We start from the raw sequence: 18912 nt of genomic DNA, 5'->3' as shown, positions 1-18912 counted from the left end.
GGGACGGGGTGGGCAGGCGGTGCGCCGCGGGCGCGGTCATCGGCGGCTGCCCGCGTACTGGCGGGCGAGCAGCCAGGCCAGATAGGCCCCGCCGACGGACACGGTGACGACACCGACGGGCAGGTCGATGCGCTGCGCGACGAAGTCGGCGCCGACCAGGACCGCGGCGCCGGTGAGTGACGCGGGAACGATCCGCAGGGTGGTGGAGCTCCGGGTCAGACGCTGGGCGATCTGGGGTGCGGCGAGTGCGACGAACGCGATCGGGCCGACCGCCGCGGTCACCAGCGCGGTCAGCGCGACCCCGACGACGGTGGCGGTGAGCCGGGCGCGCTGCGCGCTCACCCCGAGCGAGACCGCGGTGTCGTCCCCCATTTCGAGATGGATCAGGGGCCGGACCACGGCGGCGGAGCCGACCAGCAGGACGGCGAAGACGACCATGGTCACCCACAGCTGGCCGAAACCGAGTCCGCTGAGTGAGCCGGCCCCCCAGGTGGCCGCGAGCATCGCCTGCTGCGGGTTGACGGAGAGGAGCAGCATCGAGGTGAGCGAGCTGAGGAACGCGCCCACGGCGATGCCGACGATGATCAGCCGGAACGGGTGCAGCCCGTGACGGTAGGCCAGCACGTACACCAGCAGCGCGGTCGCGGCCCCGCCGATGAGTGAACCCGTGGCGACCGCGAGGTAGTTGGCGGTGCCGAGCAGAAGCATCACGACGCTCGCGCCCGCGTACGAACCGGAGGCGAAGCCGATCACGTCGGGGGAGCCGAGCGGGTTCTTGGTGAGCGACTGGAAGATCGCGCCGCTGATCGCCAGCGCCGCGCCGCAGATGATCGCGAACAGCAGCCTGGGCAGCCGCCAGGTCACCACGACGAGCCGGGCCCGGGAGTCGGCGTCCGGGTCGAACAGGGCGGACAGGACCTGGCCGGGGGTGAACGAGATGGACCCCGAGCCCAGGGTGGCGATGCCCAGGGCCACCACGGTGACGGCCAGCGCGGCGCAGACGAGGACGGACCGGCGCTCGACGCGCAGGGCCAGTCCGGTACGCCGCAGCGTCCAGGTGGTCCGGCCGAAGTCGACCCGGTCCGGTGCGGCTTCGGTCGCGGCGGGTACGGCGACGGTCGTGCCGGGTGCGGCTTCGGTCGTGGCGGGTGCGGCTTCGGCGGTCACAGGGTGCTCACCTTCCGGCGCCGGACGAGGGCGACGAGTACGGGGGCGCCGACGAGCGCGGTGACGAGTCCGACCCGCAGTTCCCCGGAGGGGAGCACCAGGCGTCCGATGATGTCGGCGCTCAGCAGGAAGGCCGGGGCGACGATGACGGTGACGGGCAGGATCCAGCGCTGGTCGGGCCCCACGAACCAGCGCACGATGTGGGGCACCATGAGGCCGACGAACGAGATGGGTCCGGCGACGGCGACGGCGGTTCCGGCCAGCAGGGTGACGGCGAGGACCAGCACCACCCGGGTCACCGCGAGGCGGGTGCCCAGGGACCGGGCGATGTCGTCCCCGAGCGCGAGGGCGTTGAGCGATCCCGCGCTCAGCAGCCCGAGTACGAGACCGGCGCCGATCAGTGGCAGGGCGACCGGGAGGATGTCGAGCGACCGGCCGCCGATGGAGCCGACCGACCAGAACCGCATGACATCGAAGGTGGTCGTGCTCTTCAGCGCCATGGCGGAGGTGAAGCCGCCGCACACGGCGGTGAACGCGACGCCCGCGAGGGTGAGTTTTACCGGGCTGCCGCGACCGGCGCCGACCGAGCCGAGCGTGTAGACCAGCACGGTGAGCCCGAAGGCCCCCGCCAGCGCGAACCAGATGAACTGGCCGGCGCCGGTGTACCCGAGTACGGCGACCGCGAAGGTCACCGCGAGGCTCGCGCCCGCGTTGACGCCGAGGATGCCGGGATCGGCCAGGGGGTTACGGGTGAACGCCTGGATCAGCGCGCCGCTGAGGCCGAGTGCCGCGCCGACGACCAGTCCGATCGTGGTGCGCGGGACCCGCAGTTCGCGGACCATGACGTGCTCGTCGGAGTCGTCGAAGTGGAACAGCGCGTCCCACACCGTGCCCGGCGCGATGGAACGCGCGCCGACCATGACGCTGAGGACGGCCACGACGAGCAGCAGCCCGACGGCGGTGAGCAGGATCAGCGGGCGGTACCGGTTGCGCCGGGCCGGTGGTGAGGTCACCCGTGGGTGAGGCGGTCGTCATGGTTGTCCTTGGGGGAGGGCGTCACCTGTGGAGAGCGGCGGGGTCGGTCAGTTGTCCGCGCCGGTGCTGCCCTTGCCCGAGACGGCGTCGACGAGCATCGGGACGTACCGCTCGATCGCCCAGGGGATGGAGAGCACCGACGGTCCGCTGGTGGCCATGCCCATCGCCGGGTCCTGGACGAACGCGTAGTGCTTCCCGGCGATCGGCTTCCAGCGGGTGAACAGCGGGTCCTTGAGGGTGTAGGGGACCTCGTCGGGGCCGTTGGCCCAGCCGACGAAGATGTCGGCCTCGATGCTGTCGAGCTTCTCCAGGCTGATCCCGCCGTACCAGTTGGTGCCCTTGACGGTGGAGGAGATCGCCTTCATCGACGGGGTGTTCCTGAAGCCCATCTCGGTCAGCAGCCGGACCCGGGCGTCGTAGTCGACGTAGAGGCCGAGGTCCGTCGAGCCGGGCGTCAGGGCGACCCCGTAGGTGAACGTCGTGTCCTTGAACTCGGGGTGGTCCGCGGCGACGGAGGCCAACTGCCCCTGGACGTCCGTGACCACGCTCTCGGCCTTCTTGGTCTCGCCCAGCGCCGTGCCGATGGTGCGGGTCATCTCCTGCCAGGTCCCGCCGTCCCACGGCTTCTTCAGATAGGGAATGGTGGGCGCGATCTCGGAGAGGCGCTTGTAGTCGACGTCGCTGATGCCGGAGTACAGCCCGACGATGAGGTCGGGTTCCAGCGACAGGATCTGCTCGAAGTCGATCTCGCCCGCGTCACCGTAGTTCAGCGTCTCGGGCAGGGGGCCGCCGAGCTTCTCGACCGTGCTGCGGAACCAGGGCGTGTACCCCTGCTTGTCGCCGCCCCACTGCTTGTCCACACCGACCGGGACCGTACCCAGGGCCGCGACCACATCCAGTGACATCCAGCTGACCGCCACGACGCGCTTGGGCTTCTGCTTGATCGTCGTGGTCCCGTGGCCGTGCTTGATGCTCACGGGGAAGCCGGCCGCGGCGGCACCGGGCTTCGCCTCGGCCGAGTCGGACTCGGACGCGTTGCCGCCGCAGCCCGTCAGGACGACGACGGCGGCGACCGCCACCGCCAGCGCGCGGGCCAGGGCTCCCGGTCCGCGTCGGGCCGGGGTGAATGTGGACATGTCTCTCCTTGGATCCTGACCGCGTTCGGTGCGACGTGGCACGGGTGAGGGAAAACCACCGAAGGCGGGTGCATACGGTGCGCGACTCCGCGCACCAGAAAGTTAGGCAACCCTTACCCAAGGAGACAGTAGAGAGGCGGGAGTCTCGTGGGGGTCGCGGAGCGGCCAGGGTGCGTCGCGTATCGGCCACGTCCCGCCGAATGTCCGGCGGAGCGCGGATCCGGGGTGCATCGTGCCGGGCGGCAACGGCCGAAAGCCCGTCCCCGGCACACTTCTGGTGCCGGTGGACGGGCGGACGAGCGGTAAGGGGGTACGGCGAGGGGGTGCGGCAAGAGGGTACGGTCACCGGCGGGACTCGCCCGCCGGGGCGGCTCAGCGGCCGGCCGGTACCGGCACGTTCTGCTCGCGCAGATACTCGGTCGGACTGGCCCCGGTCACCCGGCGGAAGGCGGCGGAGAACGCGCTCGTGGTGGAGTATCCGCAGCGGTGCGCGACGAGATTGACCGGGCGCCCCTGTGCGAGCAGAGCCGTGGCGACGGACATCCGTACCAGCGAACGCCAGCGGGTGAACGGCATCCCGACATCGCGGCCGAACGCCCGGGTGACGGTGCGCACGCTCAGCGCGTGCCGGGCCGCCCATTCCTCCAGCGAGCGATCGCTCTCCGGGTCGCGCATGACATCGTCGGCGAGGACCCGGATCCGCCAGTCCTCCGGTACGGGTACCTCGATCACCGGATGCGTGTCCTCCTCCAGCATCTCGATGATGACGCGCTGCGTCCGCAGCCGGAGATCGTCGGGCATCGAGGTCGCGTCGAGGTGGAGCAGCATCTCCTGGAGCGCGCGGCCCACCTTCATCGGACGCGGGGAGGACCACTGCGGCGGGGCGGCCGCCCGCGCCACATAGGTGTAGCAGCAGACGCTGCCCGGTTCGTGGAACGCGGCGTGCGGGGTGCCGGGCGGCAGCCAGGCACCCTGTCCGGGTATGAGGCGGCGCACCGTGGTGCGCGTGTGCAGCGTCAGCGAACCGAAGTGCGGCCAGACCAGGAGCCCGTCGGTGTGCGTGTGCACCGCGGAGGTCGGCGGCTCCTTCGGCTCGGCGCCGTCGAAGACCGATGTGGTGAGCAGATAGGGGTCGGCCACCTCGCCGCCACCGCCCGGCGGTTCGGCCCATTGGAGCGGGACTGTCGAGGGGGCCTCGCCGCGCTGGTGACGGGGAAGGGTGATCGGCATGAACTTAGGCTACCCTAACTTCACGCTGGGGAGCGGCCGGGCAGGCCCGGCCGCTCCCGTCGCCGGCTCCGGCCGGCTCAGCCGGTCTGCTTGACGCAGGTCCGGTCGTGCACGGGCAGCTTCCGGGTCGCCAGGTACGTGTTGACCTCGGCATCCACGCAGGCGTTGCCGTAAAGGCCGTAGACCGCATGGCGGTTGGCGCCCTTGAGCGTGATCAGTTTGGAGCTCGGCAGCATGCCGTGCAGCGCGACGCTGCTCCGGTACGTCGTACGCGGGTCACCGGTGGCGGCCACGATCAGCGCCGGGGCGTCGCGCCGCACCTGGGTGGGCTCCTCACGCGGCCGGTCCCAGAAGGCGCACGGGCCGATGTTGTTGGTCAGCGGGCCGAACAGCGGGTGCGCGGCGCGGCTGCGCTCGATGTCCCGCCAGTAGACCTCCGTGTCGCGCGGCGCCGCCCTGTCCCCGCAGATGATCGCGGACTGCACGCTGCCCGACTGCGACTCCCCACCCGTCAGCGCACGCCGCAGCATCGCCGCGAACTGCGGCGACAGCCGGGTCGGCCGGCCCTCCGCGGCCCTGGCGAGCACGGACACCTGCTCGCCGAAGGCGGCCCGCTCCACTTCGCTGTCGTCAGCGACCCCGGCGATCAGGAGGAACGGCACCTGGGTGTCGTCGATGCGGAAGACATCGGGGGCGGTGCCGACGGTCAGCGGGTCGCGCGCGGACACCGCGTAGACCCGGTCGACGGTGGCGAGCACCTCGGCGCGGGTGCGGCCGAGACCGTACGCGGCGTCGCGCTCCGCCGCCCAGGCGGCCCAGCCGGAGAGCGCCCGCTCGTTCGCGTCCTCGGCGCCCTGCAGTAGCCGGGGGCCGTAGTCCTGCGGGGCGAGCGCTCCGTCGAGGACCACGCGGTCGTAGCGGCCGGGGAACATCTGCGTGTAGACGGTGCCCAGGTAAGTGCCGTACGAGTAGCCCAGGTAGGAGATCTTCCGTTCGCCGAGCGTGCCCCTGATGACGTCCATGTCGCGGGCCGTGTTGCGGGTGCTGACGTGGGGCAGCACCGACGCGTTCGTGGCGCGGCACTTGTCGGCCAGGCTCTTGTGGAGGGCGACCTGCCGCTCGAACGACGCCCGGCCGAGACCGGCCGAGGCGATGGAGGTGCCGACGGGCCAGCCGCAGTCCAGCGGGGTGCTGCGGCCGACGAAGCGCGGGTCGAAGCCGATGATGTCGTAGCGCGGTCCGACCCGCTTCATCGCCTTGCGGACATCCGGCGGTGATTCGAGGGCGGTGCCGCCCGGACCGCCGTTGTTGAGGAGGATCGAGCCGATCCGGCGGCGGGTGTCGGTGGCCTTGAGCCGGGATATCGCGACGGTGATCGTACGGCCCCGGGGGTCGGCGTAGTCGAGCGGTACGGTCACGTCCGCGCACCGTACACCGGCCTTCTCCAGGTCCCGGCCCATCGTGTCGTCGGGGCCCTTGAGGCAGGTTCCCCAGTCGAGGCGCTGGCGGTAGTAGCGGTCGAGCCCGGCCCCGGTGGCGCCGGTGGCCGTCGTGGCGCGGTCGCGGTCCGTGGCGGGGAGTGCCGTGGCCACGGCGGGGGAAGCGGTGAGGCAGGCGGCGAGCGCGAGGCCCGCGGCCGAGGCGCGGCGCGCGGCCGGGCGGAGGGTGTTCACGGAGTCTCCTTGAGCTGGTGCGTACGGTCGGTGGCGCACAGGGCCGTGTCCACGGCAGGGATCAGCGCGCCGCCCGCACCGCCGAGGGCCACGTTCCACTCGGTGCCGTCGGACCGGGACGGCGGTGCGCCGTCCGCTCCGCCCGGGGCGATGACGTAACTGCGCGAGTGCGGGCCCCGGGCACGTGTGCGGTCGCCCGGCCGGTAGGTGTCGCGCAGGCCGCGGGGCTTGATGATCCGGCGGGTCACCTCCGCCTCGACGCCGCGTCCGGTGACCTTTTCGACGATGAGCCCGACGACGACGGTATTGGTGGTCGCGTAGTGCCACTTCTTGTCCGGGGGCGGCATGGTGAGCGCGGTCGCGATCAGTTCGCGGGGCTCGAAGTGGCGGAAGCGCCACTCGTCCACCGGCGGCGGCGCGATGGATTCGACATGGTCGGGAAGGCCGCTGGTGTGCTGGAGCAGCCGACGTACGGAGATCTTCCGGCCGTCATAGCCGTTGGCCCGGATCAGCCCCGGAAGATAGCGCTCGACCGGAGAGTCCAGCCCGGTCCGGCCCTCCGCGGCGAGCTGCACGACGACCGTGGCGGTGAACGTCTTGCTGACGCTGCCGATCCGCAGCCGGTCCTCGGCACGCATCGGGCGGCCGGTACGCAGATCGGCGACGCCACGGGCGGCGGACCACCGGCCGCAGTCCGGGTCGATGACCTCGGCCGCCGTACCCGGTATTCCGTGCCGGGTGACAAGGGTGTCCAAGGCGTCGGCGGGCGCGCCGCGCGCCGCCTCGCAGCCGGCCGCGGCTAACGCCGTTGCGCACCAAGCCCGTTGTCTCATCCTGAAGGGGAGTTTCCTCGCTCTTCTCCGGTCATGTCTCATACCGCCAGACGCTAGGCGCGCGGTAATCCGAACTCACTACAGCTGTCCCCCCGATCCCGGTGGTGCCTGCTACACCAACCCCACCTGAAGACAGTGAAATTCGCCTCCCGGAGTTCGGCCCGGACCGTGATTAAGGCACCGATATGACGCCCCGTGAGTCAATGTCCGGCTCGACTCGGTGACGGCGGGCGGCGGGGGTATCGCGTCCACCAGTGGCCTCGGGGAGCGCGGTGCGGCGGCCCATCGGTGGCCGTCGTGGGTGAACTGCGGCCTCTGGCATATGCGATAGCGGACGGACCGCGATGTGGCTGACTTAATCCGTTTGCGCTCTATCGCGCAGTGGCAGGCTCCACGGGTGCGGCCGGAAGAGCAAGCCGCCATTGCGTTCTGTCCGATCGGCGCGCGAGACGGGCACGGAACTACGGCCGCCGCCCGGGGAGGCGCGGTTCGAAGAGCCAGGGGAGAGATCATGTCGCTGAGTCAGGTCGATATCGTGGCCGTTGACGATGGTGCGGCTTTCTGGGACGACCGGTCGGCACTTCTGACCGGTCTGCGGGAGAATCCGCCAAGGATTCCCGCGCACTTCGGATATGACGCGCTCGGGTCGGATCTCTTCGAGTTGATCACCGAGTTACCCGACTACTACCTCACCCGCGTCGAGTACGGGCTGCTGAAGCGCAATGCCGGGGAGATCGCCGACCTGATCGGGTGCGGACTGATAGCGGAAATGGGCAGCGGGAGCGCGAAGAAGACCCGTCTGCTGCTGGCGGCCTGCGTCGAGCGTCGTGCGACCTCCTATCTGCCGATCGACGTCAGCCGCGAGATGCTTGAGGCCAGTGGCCGGGATCTGACCGCCGAACTGCCCGACCTGCGGGTGCGGGGGCTGTGGGGCCGGTACGAGGCGGGTCTTGCCTGGCTGCGGGACAGCGGGCCCGAACCGCTGACGGTGTCGTTCCTCGGGAGCAATTTCGGCAATATGCCGCTGGAGGAGCGTGACAAGCTGCTCTCCGAGATCGTCGGCACGCTGCGTCCCGGTGACGGATTCCTGGTGTCGGTCGACCTTCTGAAGCCGGCCCGGATACTCGAATCTGCTTACAACGATCCGGCCGGCCGATCCGCCTTCACACCATTCCGGCTCAATCATCTGGACCACCTCAATCGGCGTTTCGGCGGTAATTTCGACGCGCGGAATTTCTCCGCGCGGGCGCATTTCGACGCCGGCACCGGAACCGTCGATGCGCGCGTCTACGCGACCGAGGACCATTCCGTCGCGCTTCACGAGCTGGATCTTGAGCTGAACCTTCGGCGGGGCGACTCGCTCAACGTCGGTCTGTCCCACAAGTTCCGGCGTGAGCAGTTCGTGGCCGACGTCACCGCACGCGGTCTTGAACTGCGCGCACAGTGGACCGACGAGGAATGGCAGTACGGCATCTTTCTCTTCACCCGCTCATCCGGCCGTCGAGAGGCGGCCGATGAGATCTGAGAGGAGTCAGGCCGATTCCCGCGATGTGCGGATTGCGCCGTGTGGTTACTGAGACCCCCGGGCGTGTACCGGCCCCAGGCGGATACGTGGTTGTTGGTTCAGGCTCTGCGCGACGCCGGAATCCCTTGTGGCGCACGAGTTCTCGACATGTGCACCGGTACCGGAGCGCTGGCCGTCGCGGCGGCCGCCGCGGGGGCGGGGCACATCACCGCCGTGGACATCTCGCTCCGTGCCACCCTGGCGACGCGGTTCAATACCCGGGTACGCGGGCTCCCGGTCCGGGTCGAACGCCGCGACGCCCTGACATTCCCCGCCCGTCGGCAGTTCGACGTGATACTCGCCAACCCGCCGTACGTACCGTCCCCACGGCGGGAGCTCCCCCGGAGCGGCCCGAGCCGGGCCTGGGACGCCGCACGGGACGGTCGGGCCCTGCTGGATCCCCTGTGTGCCAACGCCCCCGGGATGCTCTCCAGCGGCGGCATGCTGCTGATCGTGCACTCCGCCGTGTGCGGGGTGGACACCACGGTGGACCAGCTGCACGAGGGCGGACTGAAGGCCGCCGTGGTGGCCCGGCGGACAGTGCCGTTCGGTCCGGTCATGAACGGCCGCGTCGCACTGCTGCAGGACCAGGGAATGATCACGGCAGGACAACGTCACGAGGAACTGGTGGTGATCCGCGGTGACCGTCGGGACTCCGGAACGTAGCGCGGAACCGGAACGTAGCGCGGAACCGGGTCCGGCTCCCGGCCCGCGCGACCGGGACCGGAGGCGGGTCACCGTCGTCCCCGGCGGACCGCTGCTCGTCGAGGGGCCGGTCGAGATCGTGACCGGGGACGGCCGGACCGTCGTCTCGGACCGGTTCGTGGTCGCGTTGTGCGTCTGTCAGCGCAGCAGACGTCCGCCGTTCTGTGACACCAGCCACCGCCGACGCGTTCGTCAGGCCCCGCAGGACGGGACCGGGGGATCACCTCCCGACTGAGTGCTCGGGCAGCGCCCGGCGCAGTGATGTCGTACCGGTCCGCCAGGCGGTGAGCAGGTGTGCCGACAGCCTGCCCTCCAGCAGCTCGGTTGCCGCGATGCCGAACACCACGTCACCGGCGAGGTCGGGTTCCCGCCGGAGCAGGTCACCGATGACATCGCGGCGCAACACCTGCTCGTGCACGGCGTCGGCTTCGATGTGCTCGGTGAAGAAGAGGGTGCACGCCGGGTCCGCGCCCAGCCGTTCCAGCGCCTGGGCGATCCGCTGCGCGCTCGGCGCCGTACTGATCTCGGCCGCCGCGAAGTGACCGACCAGAGCGCCGCGCAGTCTGCGGTGCAGTCCGAACATCGACATCAGATTCACGAGGGCGAGTGCGGGCGCCGGGACGTCATCCACATAGTGCAGATACGCGGCGGACAGTCCGGCCCCGACCAGGAGGTCGGCGAACATCTGCGAGTGCGCGTTCTCGGCGCGGCCACCACCGAACTCATCGAACTCGACCGCCACCAGGGACGCCTTGGCCTGCCCCTGCAGACGGGGAATGACCCAGGCATGCGGGTCGGCCTCCTTCAGGTGATACACCGAGCGGTGCGCGAAGTACTCGCGTACCTGCCCCCAGTCGGCGGAGTCCCGAAGGAAATGCGAGACCCCGTCACCGGGTACCGGCTCGACGAGCAACGCGTCCAGCGCCGAAGCGACGTCATTACCGTCACCGCCACCGCCAACGGCGTCCGAGCGCAACGCCGTCAGGAACACGCGCTCCATCACCGCCCGGAACCGGAGCAGTTCCGGATCCCACTCCCACAGCGGGTCGACACCGGCGAAACCCCGGTAGTGCAGCTCGTAGCAGGTGTGGAGGGCCAGCGTCAGGTCCTCGCCGTACGGATCGATCCGGTCCACGTCGTGCGGCGGAAGCGGCTCCGGCGGATTCGAGGGGTCCTTCGCCAGCGCGCTGACCACCGCTGCCGACAACGGCCCGCGGGGAACGGGTAGTACGGGGGTGAGGTGAGGCACAACTCCGGTGGCGGCGACGGGGGTCATCGACTCTCCAGCTCGATCGGATCACGTGGATGTCATGCGCACGGTCGGTACAGACATGTTCGCTCACCGTGGCCCCGCGCCGCCAGACGCCCTTCTCGTCGCACTGGCCGGGTGAACGACCCGTGACGCGGGGAGGCGGGGTGCGCGGGGGAGGCGGGTACGCCGCCCGACCGGCCGGTCAGGCGGCTCCGGACGGGGTCGCTCCGGCGGCCGGGGCGTCGCGCAGGCCGAGGCGCAGGTGCTCGACGTGGAACAGGGCCTGGTCGAGGAGTTCGGCGACATGGTGGTCGTAGAGGGCGTACACGATCGAGCGGCCGTTGCGTTCACCGGTGACCAGGCCGAGGTTGCGCAGCAGACGGAGCTGGTGGGAGCAGGCCGAGGACTCCATGCCGACCGCCTGGGCGAGGTCCCCGACGGCGCAGGGGCCTTCCTGGAGGCGGGCGAGGATGCGCAGCCGGGACGGCGTGGCCAGCGCCTGGAGGGTGGCGGCGACATCGGTGGCCCCCACGGCGTCCAGACGCTCACGAGTGGTGGCGGTGTTCCTGACGTCGGCTCCGTGTCCCATGAGTTCATTCTACCGATGACACGTGAAAACCTGTTCATACGTTCTTGTATGGTGGCCGTACTGCCCGTGCCTCCTCCACTGAGGAACGTCCACGCCATGTCTTCCACCCTCACCGAGTGTCCGGCCCCGGCCGGACGCGGACGGGCCACCCTCACTCCGAGGCGCCGTACGCGTGTGCTGACGCTGGCGGAGGCCCGCTGGGCCGGGGCCGCGCCGGCGCTGTTCCTGCTCGCGTTGCCGCTGCAACTGACCGGTCTCCCGGCCTGGGTCTGGGGTCCGCTGTACGCGGCGGCCTATGGGACCGGCGGGTGGGAGCCGGCCTGGGCCGGTCTCCGGGCGCTCAAGGACAAGACCCTCGACGTCGATCTGCTGATGATCGTCGCCGCGCTCGGTGCTGCGGCGATCGGGCAGGTGATGGACGGTGCGCTGCTGATCGTCATCTTCGCCACGTCCGGCGCCCTGGAGGCGCTGGCCACCGCCCGTACCCAGGACGCGGTCCGCGGTCTGCTCGACCTCGCTCCCACCACCGCCACCCGCCTGCGCGCCGACGGCACCGACGAGACGGTCCCCACCGGGGACCTCGCGGTCGGCGACACGATCCTGATCCGCCCCGGTGAGCGCGTCGGCGCCGACGGCCGTGTCCTGGACGGCGCGAGCGACGTCGACCAGGCCACCATCACCGGTGAACCCCTGCCGGTGGCCAAGGAGAGCGGCGACGAGGTGTTCGCCGGAACCCTCAACGGCACCGGGGCCCTGCGGGTGCGCGTCGAACGCGACGCGGCCGACTCGGTGATCGCGCGGATCGTGGCCATGGTCGAGGAAGCGTCCGCCACCAAGGCGCCGACCCAGCTGTTCATCGAGAAGGTCGAACAGCGGTACTCCCTCGGCATGGTCGTCGCCACGCTCGCGGTGTTCCTGGTCCCGCTCGCCTTCGGCGCGGAGGTCACGGACTCGCTGCTGCGGGCCATGACCTTCATGATCGTGGCATCGCCGTGTGCGGTGGTGCTGGCCACCATGCCGCCGCTGCTGTCGGCCATCGCCAACGCCGGACGCCATGGCGTCCTGGTGAAGTCCGCCGTGGTGATGGAGCGTCTCGGGCAGGTCGACGCGGTCGCGCTGGACAAGACCGGCACCCTGACCGAAGGCACACCGCGCGTCACGGATGTCCACCCGCTGCCCGGCAGCGGACTGAGCGCGGAGGAACTGCTCACCCTGGCCGCGGCGGCCGAACACCCCAGCGAACATCCCCTCGCCCGCGCCACCGTCGACGCCGCCCGCGAACGCGGCCTGGAGCCGCCCGCCGCCCAGGACTTCACCTCCGCCCCCGGGGTCGGGGTGACGGCCGCGGTCGACGGCCGCACCATCGCGGTCGGTGCCCCCGCACGGCTGCTCTCCGTCCTCACCGGCACCGCGTCGGCCGGCGCCGTCGAGGCATCGGACCGCGCCGTCGAGGTGGTGCGCACACTGGAGGACGGCGGTCGCACCGCCGTCCTGGTCCAGCGGGACGGGGTCCCGGTCGGCGTGCTGGGCATCGCCGACCGGCTCCGTCCGGACGCCGCCGCCACCGTAGCGGCTCTCGCGGCACTGACCGGCCGTACGCCGATGCTGCTGACCGGCGACAACCCGCGCGCCGCCGCCCGCCTCGCCGACGAGGTCGGGATCGCCGATGTGCGTGCCGGACTGCTGCCGCAGGACAAGGTCACCGCCGTACGCGAACAGGAGAAGGCCGGGGCGAAGGTGCTGGTCATCGGCGACGGCGTCAACGACGCGCCCGCGCTCGCGGCCGCCCACACCGGCATCGCGATGGGCCGCGCCGGCTCCGACCTCGCGCTGGAGACCGCCGACGCGGTCGTCGTCCGCGACGAACTCGCCACTGTCCCCGCCGTCGTGGCACTCTCCCGCAGGGCGCGCGCTCTCGTCGTGCAGAACCTGGTCATCGCCGGAGTGTTCATCTCCGCGCTGGTCGTCTGGGACCTGGCCGGGCACCTTCCGCTGCCCCTCGGCGTCCTGGGGCACGAGGGCTCCACCGTCATCGTCGGCCTCAACGGACTGCGCCTGCTGCGCGACAGTGCCTGGCGCCGGGCAGCCGGTCGTGCGTCATGGAGGCTCGGCCCCCGGGGGTGCGGCAGGCCGCGCTCGTACGCCTTGACCAGCCGCCGCGGCACCCGGTGGACCGTCCCGTCGATCGATACCGGCACGAGCTGGGGCGTCGTGGCCTTCCACCGGGCGCGGCGGCGACCCGGCTGTTGCACCGCACGGCAGCGGCGGCGGCAGCGGCGTCGGACTGACCGGAGGGGGCGGCGGGCTTCAGTCGCGCTGGTCGATCCCCGCTCCCAGCGGCGGCTGCGGGGCGTCGAGCAGTGAGGTGTCCACCTCGCCGACACCCCAGCCGTACGCCAGCTTGTGCACTTCCAGCACGAAGAAGGAGTCCGTCGAGACGAGGCCGTCGATCAGCTGCAGCCTGCGGTTCATCAGATCCGTGAAGTGGTCGGTGTCCCGGCAGATCACCTCGGCCATCACGTCGTACGTGCCCGCCGTCATGATGACGTAGGAGGTCTCCGGCAGTTCCCGCAACCGTCGGCAGACCTCCTGGGCGGTGCCCGGCCGGACCCGGATGCCGACCATCGCGAACCGGTCGAACCCGATGGTCAGCGGGTTGGCGATCCCCACGATCTGGAGCGTTCCGTTCTCCTCCAGGCGCTGGACCCGGTAGCGCACGGAGGAGGCGGGAATGCCGAGTTCCTCGGCGATCTGGCTGTACGGGCGGCGGCCCTCCGCCTGAAGTGCGGCGATGATCTGACGGTCGGTGTCGTCCAGGGGGCTGCCACCCAGCGTGCTCATGCTGTCGCTCCGGCTCTCATGTACGGCCCACGCGGTGTGCGGGGGCCTGGATCTTCGGTCGTAGGCGCCTATCCTGCACGGCTCAGGAGTCGAAACCGAGGCCGAGCCGGTCCAGCGTGCGCAGCCACACATTGCGGCGCCCGTGGGCGTCCTCGCGGGCCATGGACCACCGGGTGGCCTCCACCCCCAGATAGCGGACCGGCTCCGGGGGAAAAGGCACCGGAGGGCGCCGGATCATGGCGGGCTCCAGCCGCTCCGTGCGCTCACCGGCGAGCAGGTCCAGCATGACCCGGGCGCCGTAGCGGGTGGCGCCGACGCCGAGCCCGGTGAAGCCGAGGGCGTACGCGATCCGCCCCCGCGCGGCGGTACCGGCGAACATGCAGAAGCGGGTCGTGGAGTCGATGACGCCGCCCCAGGAGTGCGAGAAGCGGACATCGGCGAGGGCGGGGAAGGCTTCGGCGAACTGCGCGGCGAGCGTGTCGAAGGTGGCCGGGCGCTGGGTGAGGCGTTCCTCGACCCGGTTGCCGTAGTGGTAGATGGCGTCGTAGCCGCCGAAGAGGACGCGGTTGTCGTCGGTCTTGCGGAGGTAGTGGAACTGGTTGCCCGCGTCGGTGATTCCGTGGTCGCCGCTCCAGCCGATGGCGGCGAGCTGCCCGTCGCTCAGCGGTTCGGTCGTCAGCGCGTAGTCGTAGACGGGGATCATGCTGAGCGAGAGGCGCTTGAGGAGCGGCCGGTAGACGTTGGTGGCGAGGGCGACCTGCCGGGCGCCGACCTCGGCGTACGGAGTGGTGAGGCGGACCCGGCCGGCCTGACGGCTGGTCAGGGCGGTGACCTCGGTGTGCTCGGCGATCCGGACCCCGAGTGCCAGACAGGCGGCGCGCAGGCCCCAGACGAGCGCGGCCGGGTCCAGGAGCGCGTAGTCGGGGGACCACAGACCGGCCGTCCAGAGGGGCGAGTCGATGTGACGCTTCAGTTCCGCGTGGTCCAGCAGCCTGGTCCGTTCGCCGTACTGGTGCGCGAGCGCGTGGGCGCCCTTCAGCCCTTCGGCCTGCCAGGGGGTGGCCGCGACGGTGACCTTGCCGCCGCGCACGAATCCGCAGTCGATGTCATGGGTGTCCAGGTCCCGCTGGAAGGCGTCGAAGTTCTCCATGCCCAGGCGGTGCAGCAGTCCGGCCTCGGCGGGCCAGCGGTCGGCGCCGTTGGCGAGGCCGTGGGTGATGCTCGGTGAGCAGAATCCGCCGTTGCGGCCGCTGGCCGCGTGCCCGCAGGTGTTCTGCTCCAGGACCAGGACGTCCCGTGCGGGGTCGGCGCGCTTGGCGAGCAGGGCGGTCCACAGCCCGGTGTAGCCGCCGCCGACGACCGCGAGATCGCAGGTGGTGTCGGCGGTCAGCCGGGGCAGCGGTTCGGGGTGCTGGGGCCGGTCGAGCCAGTAGGGGGCGGCCTTCGTGTCGCGCAGGCGGCTGCGGTGGTGTGTGCCGCGCTGCTCGGGGCGCGGGGCTGCGGTGGTCATGGGGCGGATACCTCGTTGCCGGCGGGTGGGGGCGCGCGGGCCGGGGCCCCGGCATCGGCCGGGGTCCGGCCCGCGCGGGCTGGGCGGTGAAGACGTACGGCGGTGTCGCGCGGCGCGGGGCGGGCGCGGCGCCGGTCAGAGGCTGATGACGCCGGTACGGGTGTCCGTCATGTCCATGAGCGTCCACTTGCCGCCGATCCGGCCCCAGCCGGTGGAACGGCTGCCGGCGCCGCCGAAGGGCATGTTGATGTCCCACCAGTTGTTGCTCTCGTTCACGATGACCTGGCCGACCTCCATCTCCTCGATGAAGCGGAAGGCGGAGGTCATGCTGCGGGTGAACACGGCGCCCTGGAGGCCCAGTCTGTCGTCGTTGGCGATGCGCAGCAGGTCGTCCTCGTCCTGCCCGGTGATGATCGGGACGACCGGTCCGAAGGATTCCTCGCGCGAGAGCAGACTGTCCTCCGGCACACCGTCCACCACGGTGAACTCGTAGTAGAGATCGGTCGGGTGACCCGAGGCGCGCCTGCCGCCGAGCAGGATGCGCGCGCCGCGCTCGCGGGCGTCGGCCATGTGACGGTCCATCTTGGCCGCGACGCCCTCGTTGTTGAGGGGACCGAGGACGGTCTTGGGGTCGAAGGGGTCGCCCAGGGTGATGCGCCGGGCCTCACGCAGCACGGCCTCGACGAAGGCGTCGTGGATGTCGGTGTGCACGATGACGCGTTCGGTGGCGCAGCACACCTGCCCGGCGCAGGGGTAGGCGCCGTCGACGGCCGCCTTGGCGGCGGCCTCGACATCGGCGTCCGCCAGGACGACGAGCGGCCCGTTGCCCGAACACTCCATGATGGAGCGCTTGAGTCCGGCGGCGGCCTGGATCTTCGCCCCGGTCGCGGTGGAGCCGATGAAGCCGATCGCGTGGATGCCCTCGTGACGGACCAGCGCGTCGCCGGTCTCGCCCTCGCCGGGCACGATGTTGACGAGTCCGTCGGGCAGTCCGGCGGCGACGAACGCCTCCATCGCCCTGAGGACGGTGAGCGGGGTGTTGGCCGGCGGCTTGACGACATGGGCGTTGCCGGTGGCGAGCCCGGGGGCCACGAACTCCGCGAGCATCAGCAGCGGGAAGTTCCAGGGCGTGATGATGCCCCACACCCCCACCGGGCGGTGGAAGGTGAACATCCGCTTGGTGCTGTCGGTGGACGGCAGCGTCTCACCGTGCAGCCGTACGGCGTCCTCGGCGTGCAGATGGAAGAGCTTCGCCGCCTCTTCGATGTCGGCGACGGACTCGCCGAGCGGCTTGCCCTGCTCCAGCGACTGGAGGCGGGCGAGTTCGTCGACCCGCCGGCTCAGCTCGTCGCCGATGCGGTGGCACAGCTCGGCGCGCTTCCACACATTGGTGGCGGCCCAGGCCGGCTGGGCGGCGTTCGCGGCGCGCACCGCCGCGTCGACATCGGCGGTGGCGGGCAGCGGGAAGGTGCCGACGAGTTCGCCCGTCGCGGGGCTGATGACCTCGTGGTCGGCCCCGGAGGTGCCATCGGTGTAGGCGCCGTTGATGAAGAGCTGGTGCCGGTCGGCGGTCGGGGTGCTCATGCGTTGGCCTCTCTGTCCTGTCCGGGCCGGGGGCGTGGGCCGGGGCACGGGGCCGCGGGCCGCTCGGCCCAGGGGTCCGGTGCGAAGCGATGACTGGAGACTCGCCGAGCAAACAAGAACTGTCAAGACTGCTGATTCAGCAAAATCACAACTCACTCACTGCTTGTTCATGAGTATTGACAGGTGTTTTTCGCTTCATCTATAACCAGGCCCCATCGCTACTTCTGTCTGCGTCCACCCCGAGGGGATCGCCATGTCAGTCCAGCCGCAGAACCCGCCCCCAGCCCCACCCCGCTCGCCCGCACCACCGGGAGCGGACGGCGCGAACGCCCCGGCGCTGCCCAGGAAGATGAGCTGGTTCGACGGCTTCGCGATGTCGCTGACCATGCCGGCGGCGCTCATCGCCTCGCTCGGTGCCTCCATCGGCGGACTCGGCGCCTGGGGTGCGATCGCCCTGTGGGCCGCCTCGATGGTGCTGGCCACCGCGACCAACTGGATCTACACCGAACTGGCCGCGATGTTCCCCGAATCCTCCGGCGGGATAGCCCACTACGCGACGGAGGGCTGGAAGACGCGGGCCCCCGTGGTGGGCCCCGTCGCGAGCATCGGCTACTGGTTCCCCTGGACGACGGCACTGGCCGTCTACTCCGGGCTCATCGGCTCCTTCGTCCAGGCCCAGTGGTTCCCCGGCCAGGACTGGAGCGTGGAGTTCGGACCGCTGAAGGTCGACTTCCCCATCGCGGTGGGCCTGCTGGTGATGCTCCTGCTGTTCGGCGCGGCGATGATCGGCCTGCATGTCGCCATGTGGGTCGTCTACGTCACCGGCGGGGCCCTGCTGATACCGCTCGCCGTCTTCATCGTCCTGCCGCTGTTCTCCGGCGACTGGAGCGCACAGGGCCTGCACTGGAATCTGCACGGCGCCTCGGGGCTGCGCGAGGCACTGGTCTGGCTCTACGTCATGGCCTGGACCTCGTTCGGCGTGGAGGTGTGCGCGACCTTCGCCCCCGAGTACAAGGACACCGTGCGCGACACCACCAGGGCACTGCGCGCGGGCGTGCTGTTCTCGCTCGGCGTCTTCATCCTGCTCCCGCTGACCCTCTCGGGGTACGTGGGGGAGAAGGCCATCACCGCGGAGCCCACCACCTTCTACATCGGCGCGTTCCAGGACCTGGTGGGCGGCGCCGCCGACCTCATGGTGGTCTTCCTCATCGCCTCCCTGCTGCTCATCATGATCACCGGTCTCGCCGACGGCTCCCGGGTGCTGTACGAGATGGGCAGGTCGGGGCTCACGGTCAAGCAGGTCGGGGTCCTGAACAAGCGCGGCGTACCCGCCCGCGCCCTGCTGGTGGCCCTGGTCCTGAACGTCTTCGTGCTCACGGTGCTCCAGACCCCGCTGGCCATCATCGTCACCGGCAACCTGGGATACATCCTCACGCACGTACTGGCCGTCTCCGGCTTCGCGCTGCTGCGCAAGGACCGCCCCGACGCGGCACGGCCCATCCGGCTGCCGCGCTTCTTCGTCCCCCTGGCCTGGGCGCTCGCCGCGTTCCTCGGTGTGGTGCTGGTGGTCGGAGCGACCGGCTTCTCCATCACCGGATACGGGGGCTACACCGAGCTGGGTGTGGCGCTCGCCGTACTCGTACTGGCCGTGCTGCTGTGGCTGTACCGGACCAAGGTCCAGGACCGGGCCGGTGCGGGGGAGCGGACCGGTGCGAGGGAGCGGACCGGGGAGCGGGACGCGCCGGGCGCCGACGGCCGTCCGGTGTGATCCCCGGCGGCTGACCGGACCGGGG

16 protein-coding genes are annotated in these 18912 nt (G+C 71.0%); 5 read left to right on the top strand and 11 right to left on the bottom strand.

All coding sequences use genetic code 11. The features are described 5' to 3' along the window. Positions 1-36: 36 nt before the first annotated feature. The 6 genes from OG413_RS30715 to OG413_RS30690 form a co-directional block, all read right to left on the bottom strand. Positions 37-1050 (bottom strand): iron chelate uptake ABC transporter family permease subunit, encoded by a 1014-nt coding sequence (locus OG413_RS30715; RefSeq protein WP_266813177.1) that lies wholly within the window; start codon positions 1048-1050, stop codon positions 37-39. 113 nt (positions 1051-1163) lie between these two features. Further along, positions 1164-2180, bottom strand: a complete 1017-nt coding sequence (locus OG413_RS30710) for an iron ABC transporter permease (protein WP_266811306.1) — start codon at positions 2178-2180, stop codon at positions 1164-1166. A 69-nt stretch (positions 2181-2249) separates the two neighbouring features. Then, complete coding sequence (locus tag OG413_RS30705; RefSeq protein WP_266811304.1) at positions 2250-3338, bottom strand: iron-siderophore ABC transporter substrate-binding protein; 1089 nt, start codon at positions 3336-3338, stop codon at positions 2250-2252. A gap of 372 nt (positions 3339-3710) precedes the next feature. Next, positions 3711-4568, bottom strand: coding sequence for an AraC family transcriptional regulator (locus OG413_RS30700; RefSeq protein WP_266811302.1), 858 nt, complete (start codon positions 4566-4568; stop codon positions 3711-3713). A gap of 77 nt (positions 4569-4645) precedes the next feature. Further along, positions 4646-6241: an alpha/beta fold hydrolase gene (locus OG413_RS30695; protein ID WP_266811300.1), complete on the bottom strand. Its 1596-nt coding sequence runs from the start codon at positions 6239-6241 to the stop codon at positions 4646-4648. Further along, positions 6238-6996 (bottom strand): serine hydrolase, encoded by a 759-nt coding sequence (locus OG413_RS30690; RefSeq protein ID WP_266811298.1) that lies wholly within the window; start codon positions 6994-6996, stop codon positions 6238-6240. Before OG413_RS30690 ends, OG413_RS30695 begins: the two co-directional genes overlap by 4 nt. Positions 6997-7471: 475 nt before the next feature. On the opposite strand from OG413_RS30690, the gene OG413_RS30685 reads away from it, so the two are divergent. From OG413_RS30685 to OG413_RS46960, 3 genes are read left to right on the top strand one after another with little or no spacing between them, the layout of a single operon-like run. Continuing rightward, positions 7472-8599 carry an L-histidine N(alpha)-methyltransferase gene (locus OG413_RS30685; RefSeq protein ID WP_266811296.1) on the top strand — a complete coding sequence of 376 codons (1128 nt, stop codon included), beginning with the start codon at positions 7472-7474 and terminating at the stop codon, positions 8597-8599. Positions 8600-8638: 39 nt separating this feature from the next. Next, positions 8639-9304: a HemK2/MTQ2 family protein methyltransferase gene (locus OG413_RS30680; protein ID WP_266811294.1), complete on the top strand. Its 666-nt coding sequence runs from the start codon at positions 8639-8641 to the stop codon at positions 9302-9304. Beyond that, positions 9279-9578 carry a CDGSH iron-sulfur domain-containing protein gene (locus OG413_RS46960; protein ID WP_323137938.1) on the top strand — a complete coding sequence of 100 codons (300 nt, stop codon included), beginning with the start codon at positions 9279-9281 and terminating at the stop codon, positions 9576-9578. Before OG413_RS30680 ends, OG413_RS46960 begins: the two co-directional genes overlap by 26 nt. On the opposite strand, the gene OG413_RS30670 is transcribed toward OG413_RS46960, so the two are convergent. Beyond that, positions 9564-10619 (bottom strand): iron-containing redox enzyme family protein, encoded by a 1056-nt coding sequence (locus OG413_RS30670; protein WP_266811292.1) that lies wholly within the window; start codon positions 10617-10619, stop codon positions 9564-9566. The two genes, OG413_RS46960 and OG413_RS30670, sit on opposite strands and share 15 nt — an antisense overlap. Positions 10620-10797: 178 nt before the next feature. Then, positions 10798-11184 (bottom strand): metalloregulator ArsR/SmtB family transcription factor, encoded by a 387-nt coding sequence (locus tag OG413_RS30665; protein WP_266811290.1) that lies wholly within the window; start codon positions 11182-11184, stop codon positions 10798-10800. Positions 11185-11280: 96 nt separating this feature from the next. On the opposite strand from OG413_RS30665, the gene OG413_RS30660 reads away from it, so the two are divergent. After that, positions 11281-13548, top strand: a complete 2268-nt coding sequence (locus OG413_RS30660) for a heavy metal translocating P-type ATPase (RefSeq protein ID WP_266811288.1) — start codon at positions 11281-11283, stop codon at positions 13546-13548. Here OG413_RS30660 and OG413_RS30655 read toward each other — a convergent pair. The 3 genes from OG413_RS30655 to OG413_RS30645 form a co-directional block, all read right to left on the bottom strand. Next, positions 13492-14025 (bottom strand): Lrp/AsnC family transcriptional regulator, encoded by a 534-nt coding sequence (locus OG413_RS30655; protein ID WP_266811286.1) that lies wholly within the window; start codon positions 14023-14025, stop codon positions 13492-13494. The genes OG413_RS30660 and OG413_RS30655 overlap by 57 nt on opposite strands. Before the next feature lie 82 nt (positions 14026-14107). Next, positions 14108-15535 (bottom strand): FAD-binding oxidoreductase, encoded by a 1428-nt coding sequence (locus OG413_RS30650; protein ID WP_266811284.1) that lies wholly within the window; start codon positions 15533-15535, stop codon positions 14108-14110. A gap of 135 nt (positions 15536-15670) precedes the next feature. Continuing rightward, complete coding sequence (locus OG413_RS30645; protein ID WP_266811283.1) at positions 15671-17119, bottom strand: aldehyde dehydrogenase; 1449 nt, start codon at positions 17117-17119, stop codon at positions 15671-15673. A 253-nt stretch (positions 17120-17372) separates the two neighbouring features. On the opposite strand from OG413_RS30645, the gene OG413_RS30640 reads away from it, so the two are divergent. Further along, on the top strand, positions 17373-18887 hold the full coding sequence (locus tag OG413_RS30640; protein WP_266811282.1) for an APC family permease: 1515 nt from the start codon (positions 17373-17375) through the stop codon (positions 18885-18887). Positions 18888-18912: the final 25 nt, after the last annotated feature.

It is taken from the genome of Streptomyces sp. NBC_01433, assembly GCF_026340105.1.
Lineage (GTDB): Bacteria > Actinomycetota > Actinomycetes > Streptomycetales > Streptomycetaceae > Streptomyces.
The sequence above is the reverse complement of the archived record's forward strand: the minus strand, read 5'-3'. Positions and strand labels throughout refer to the sequence as shown.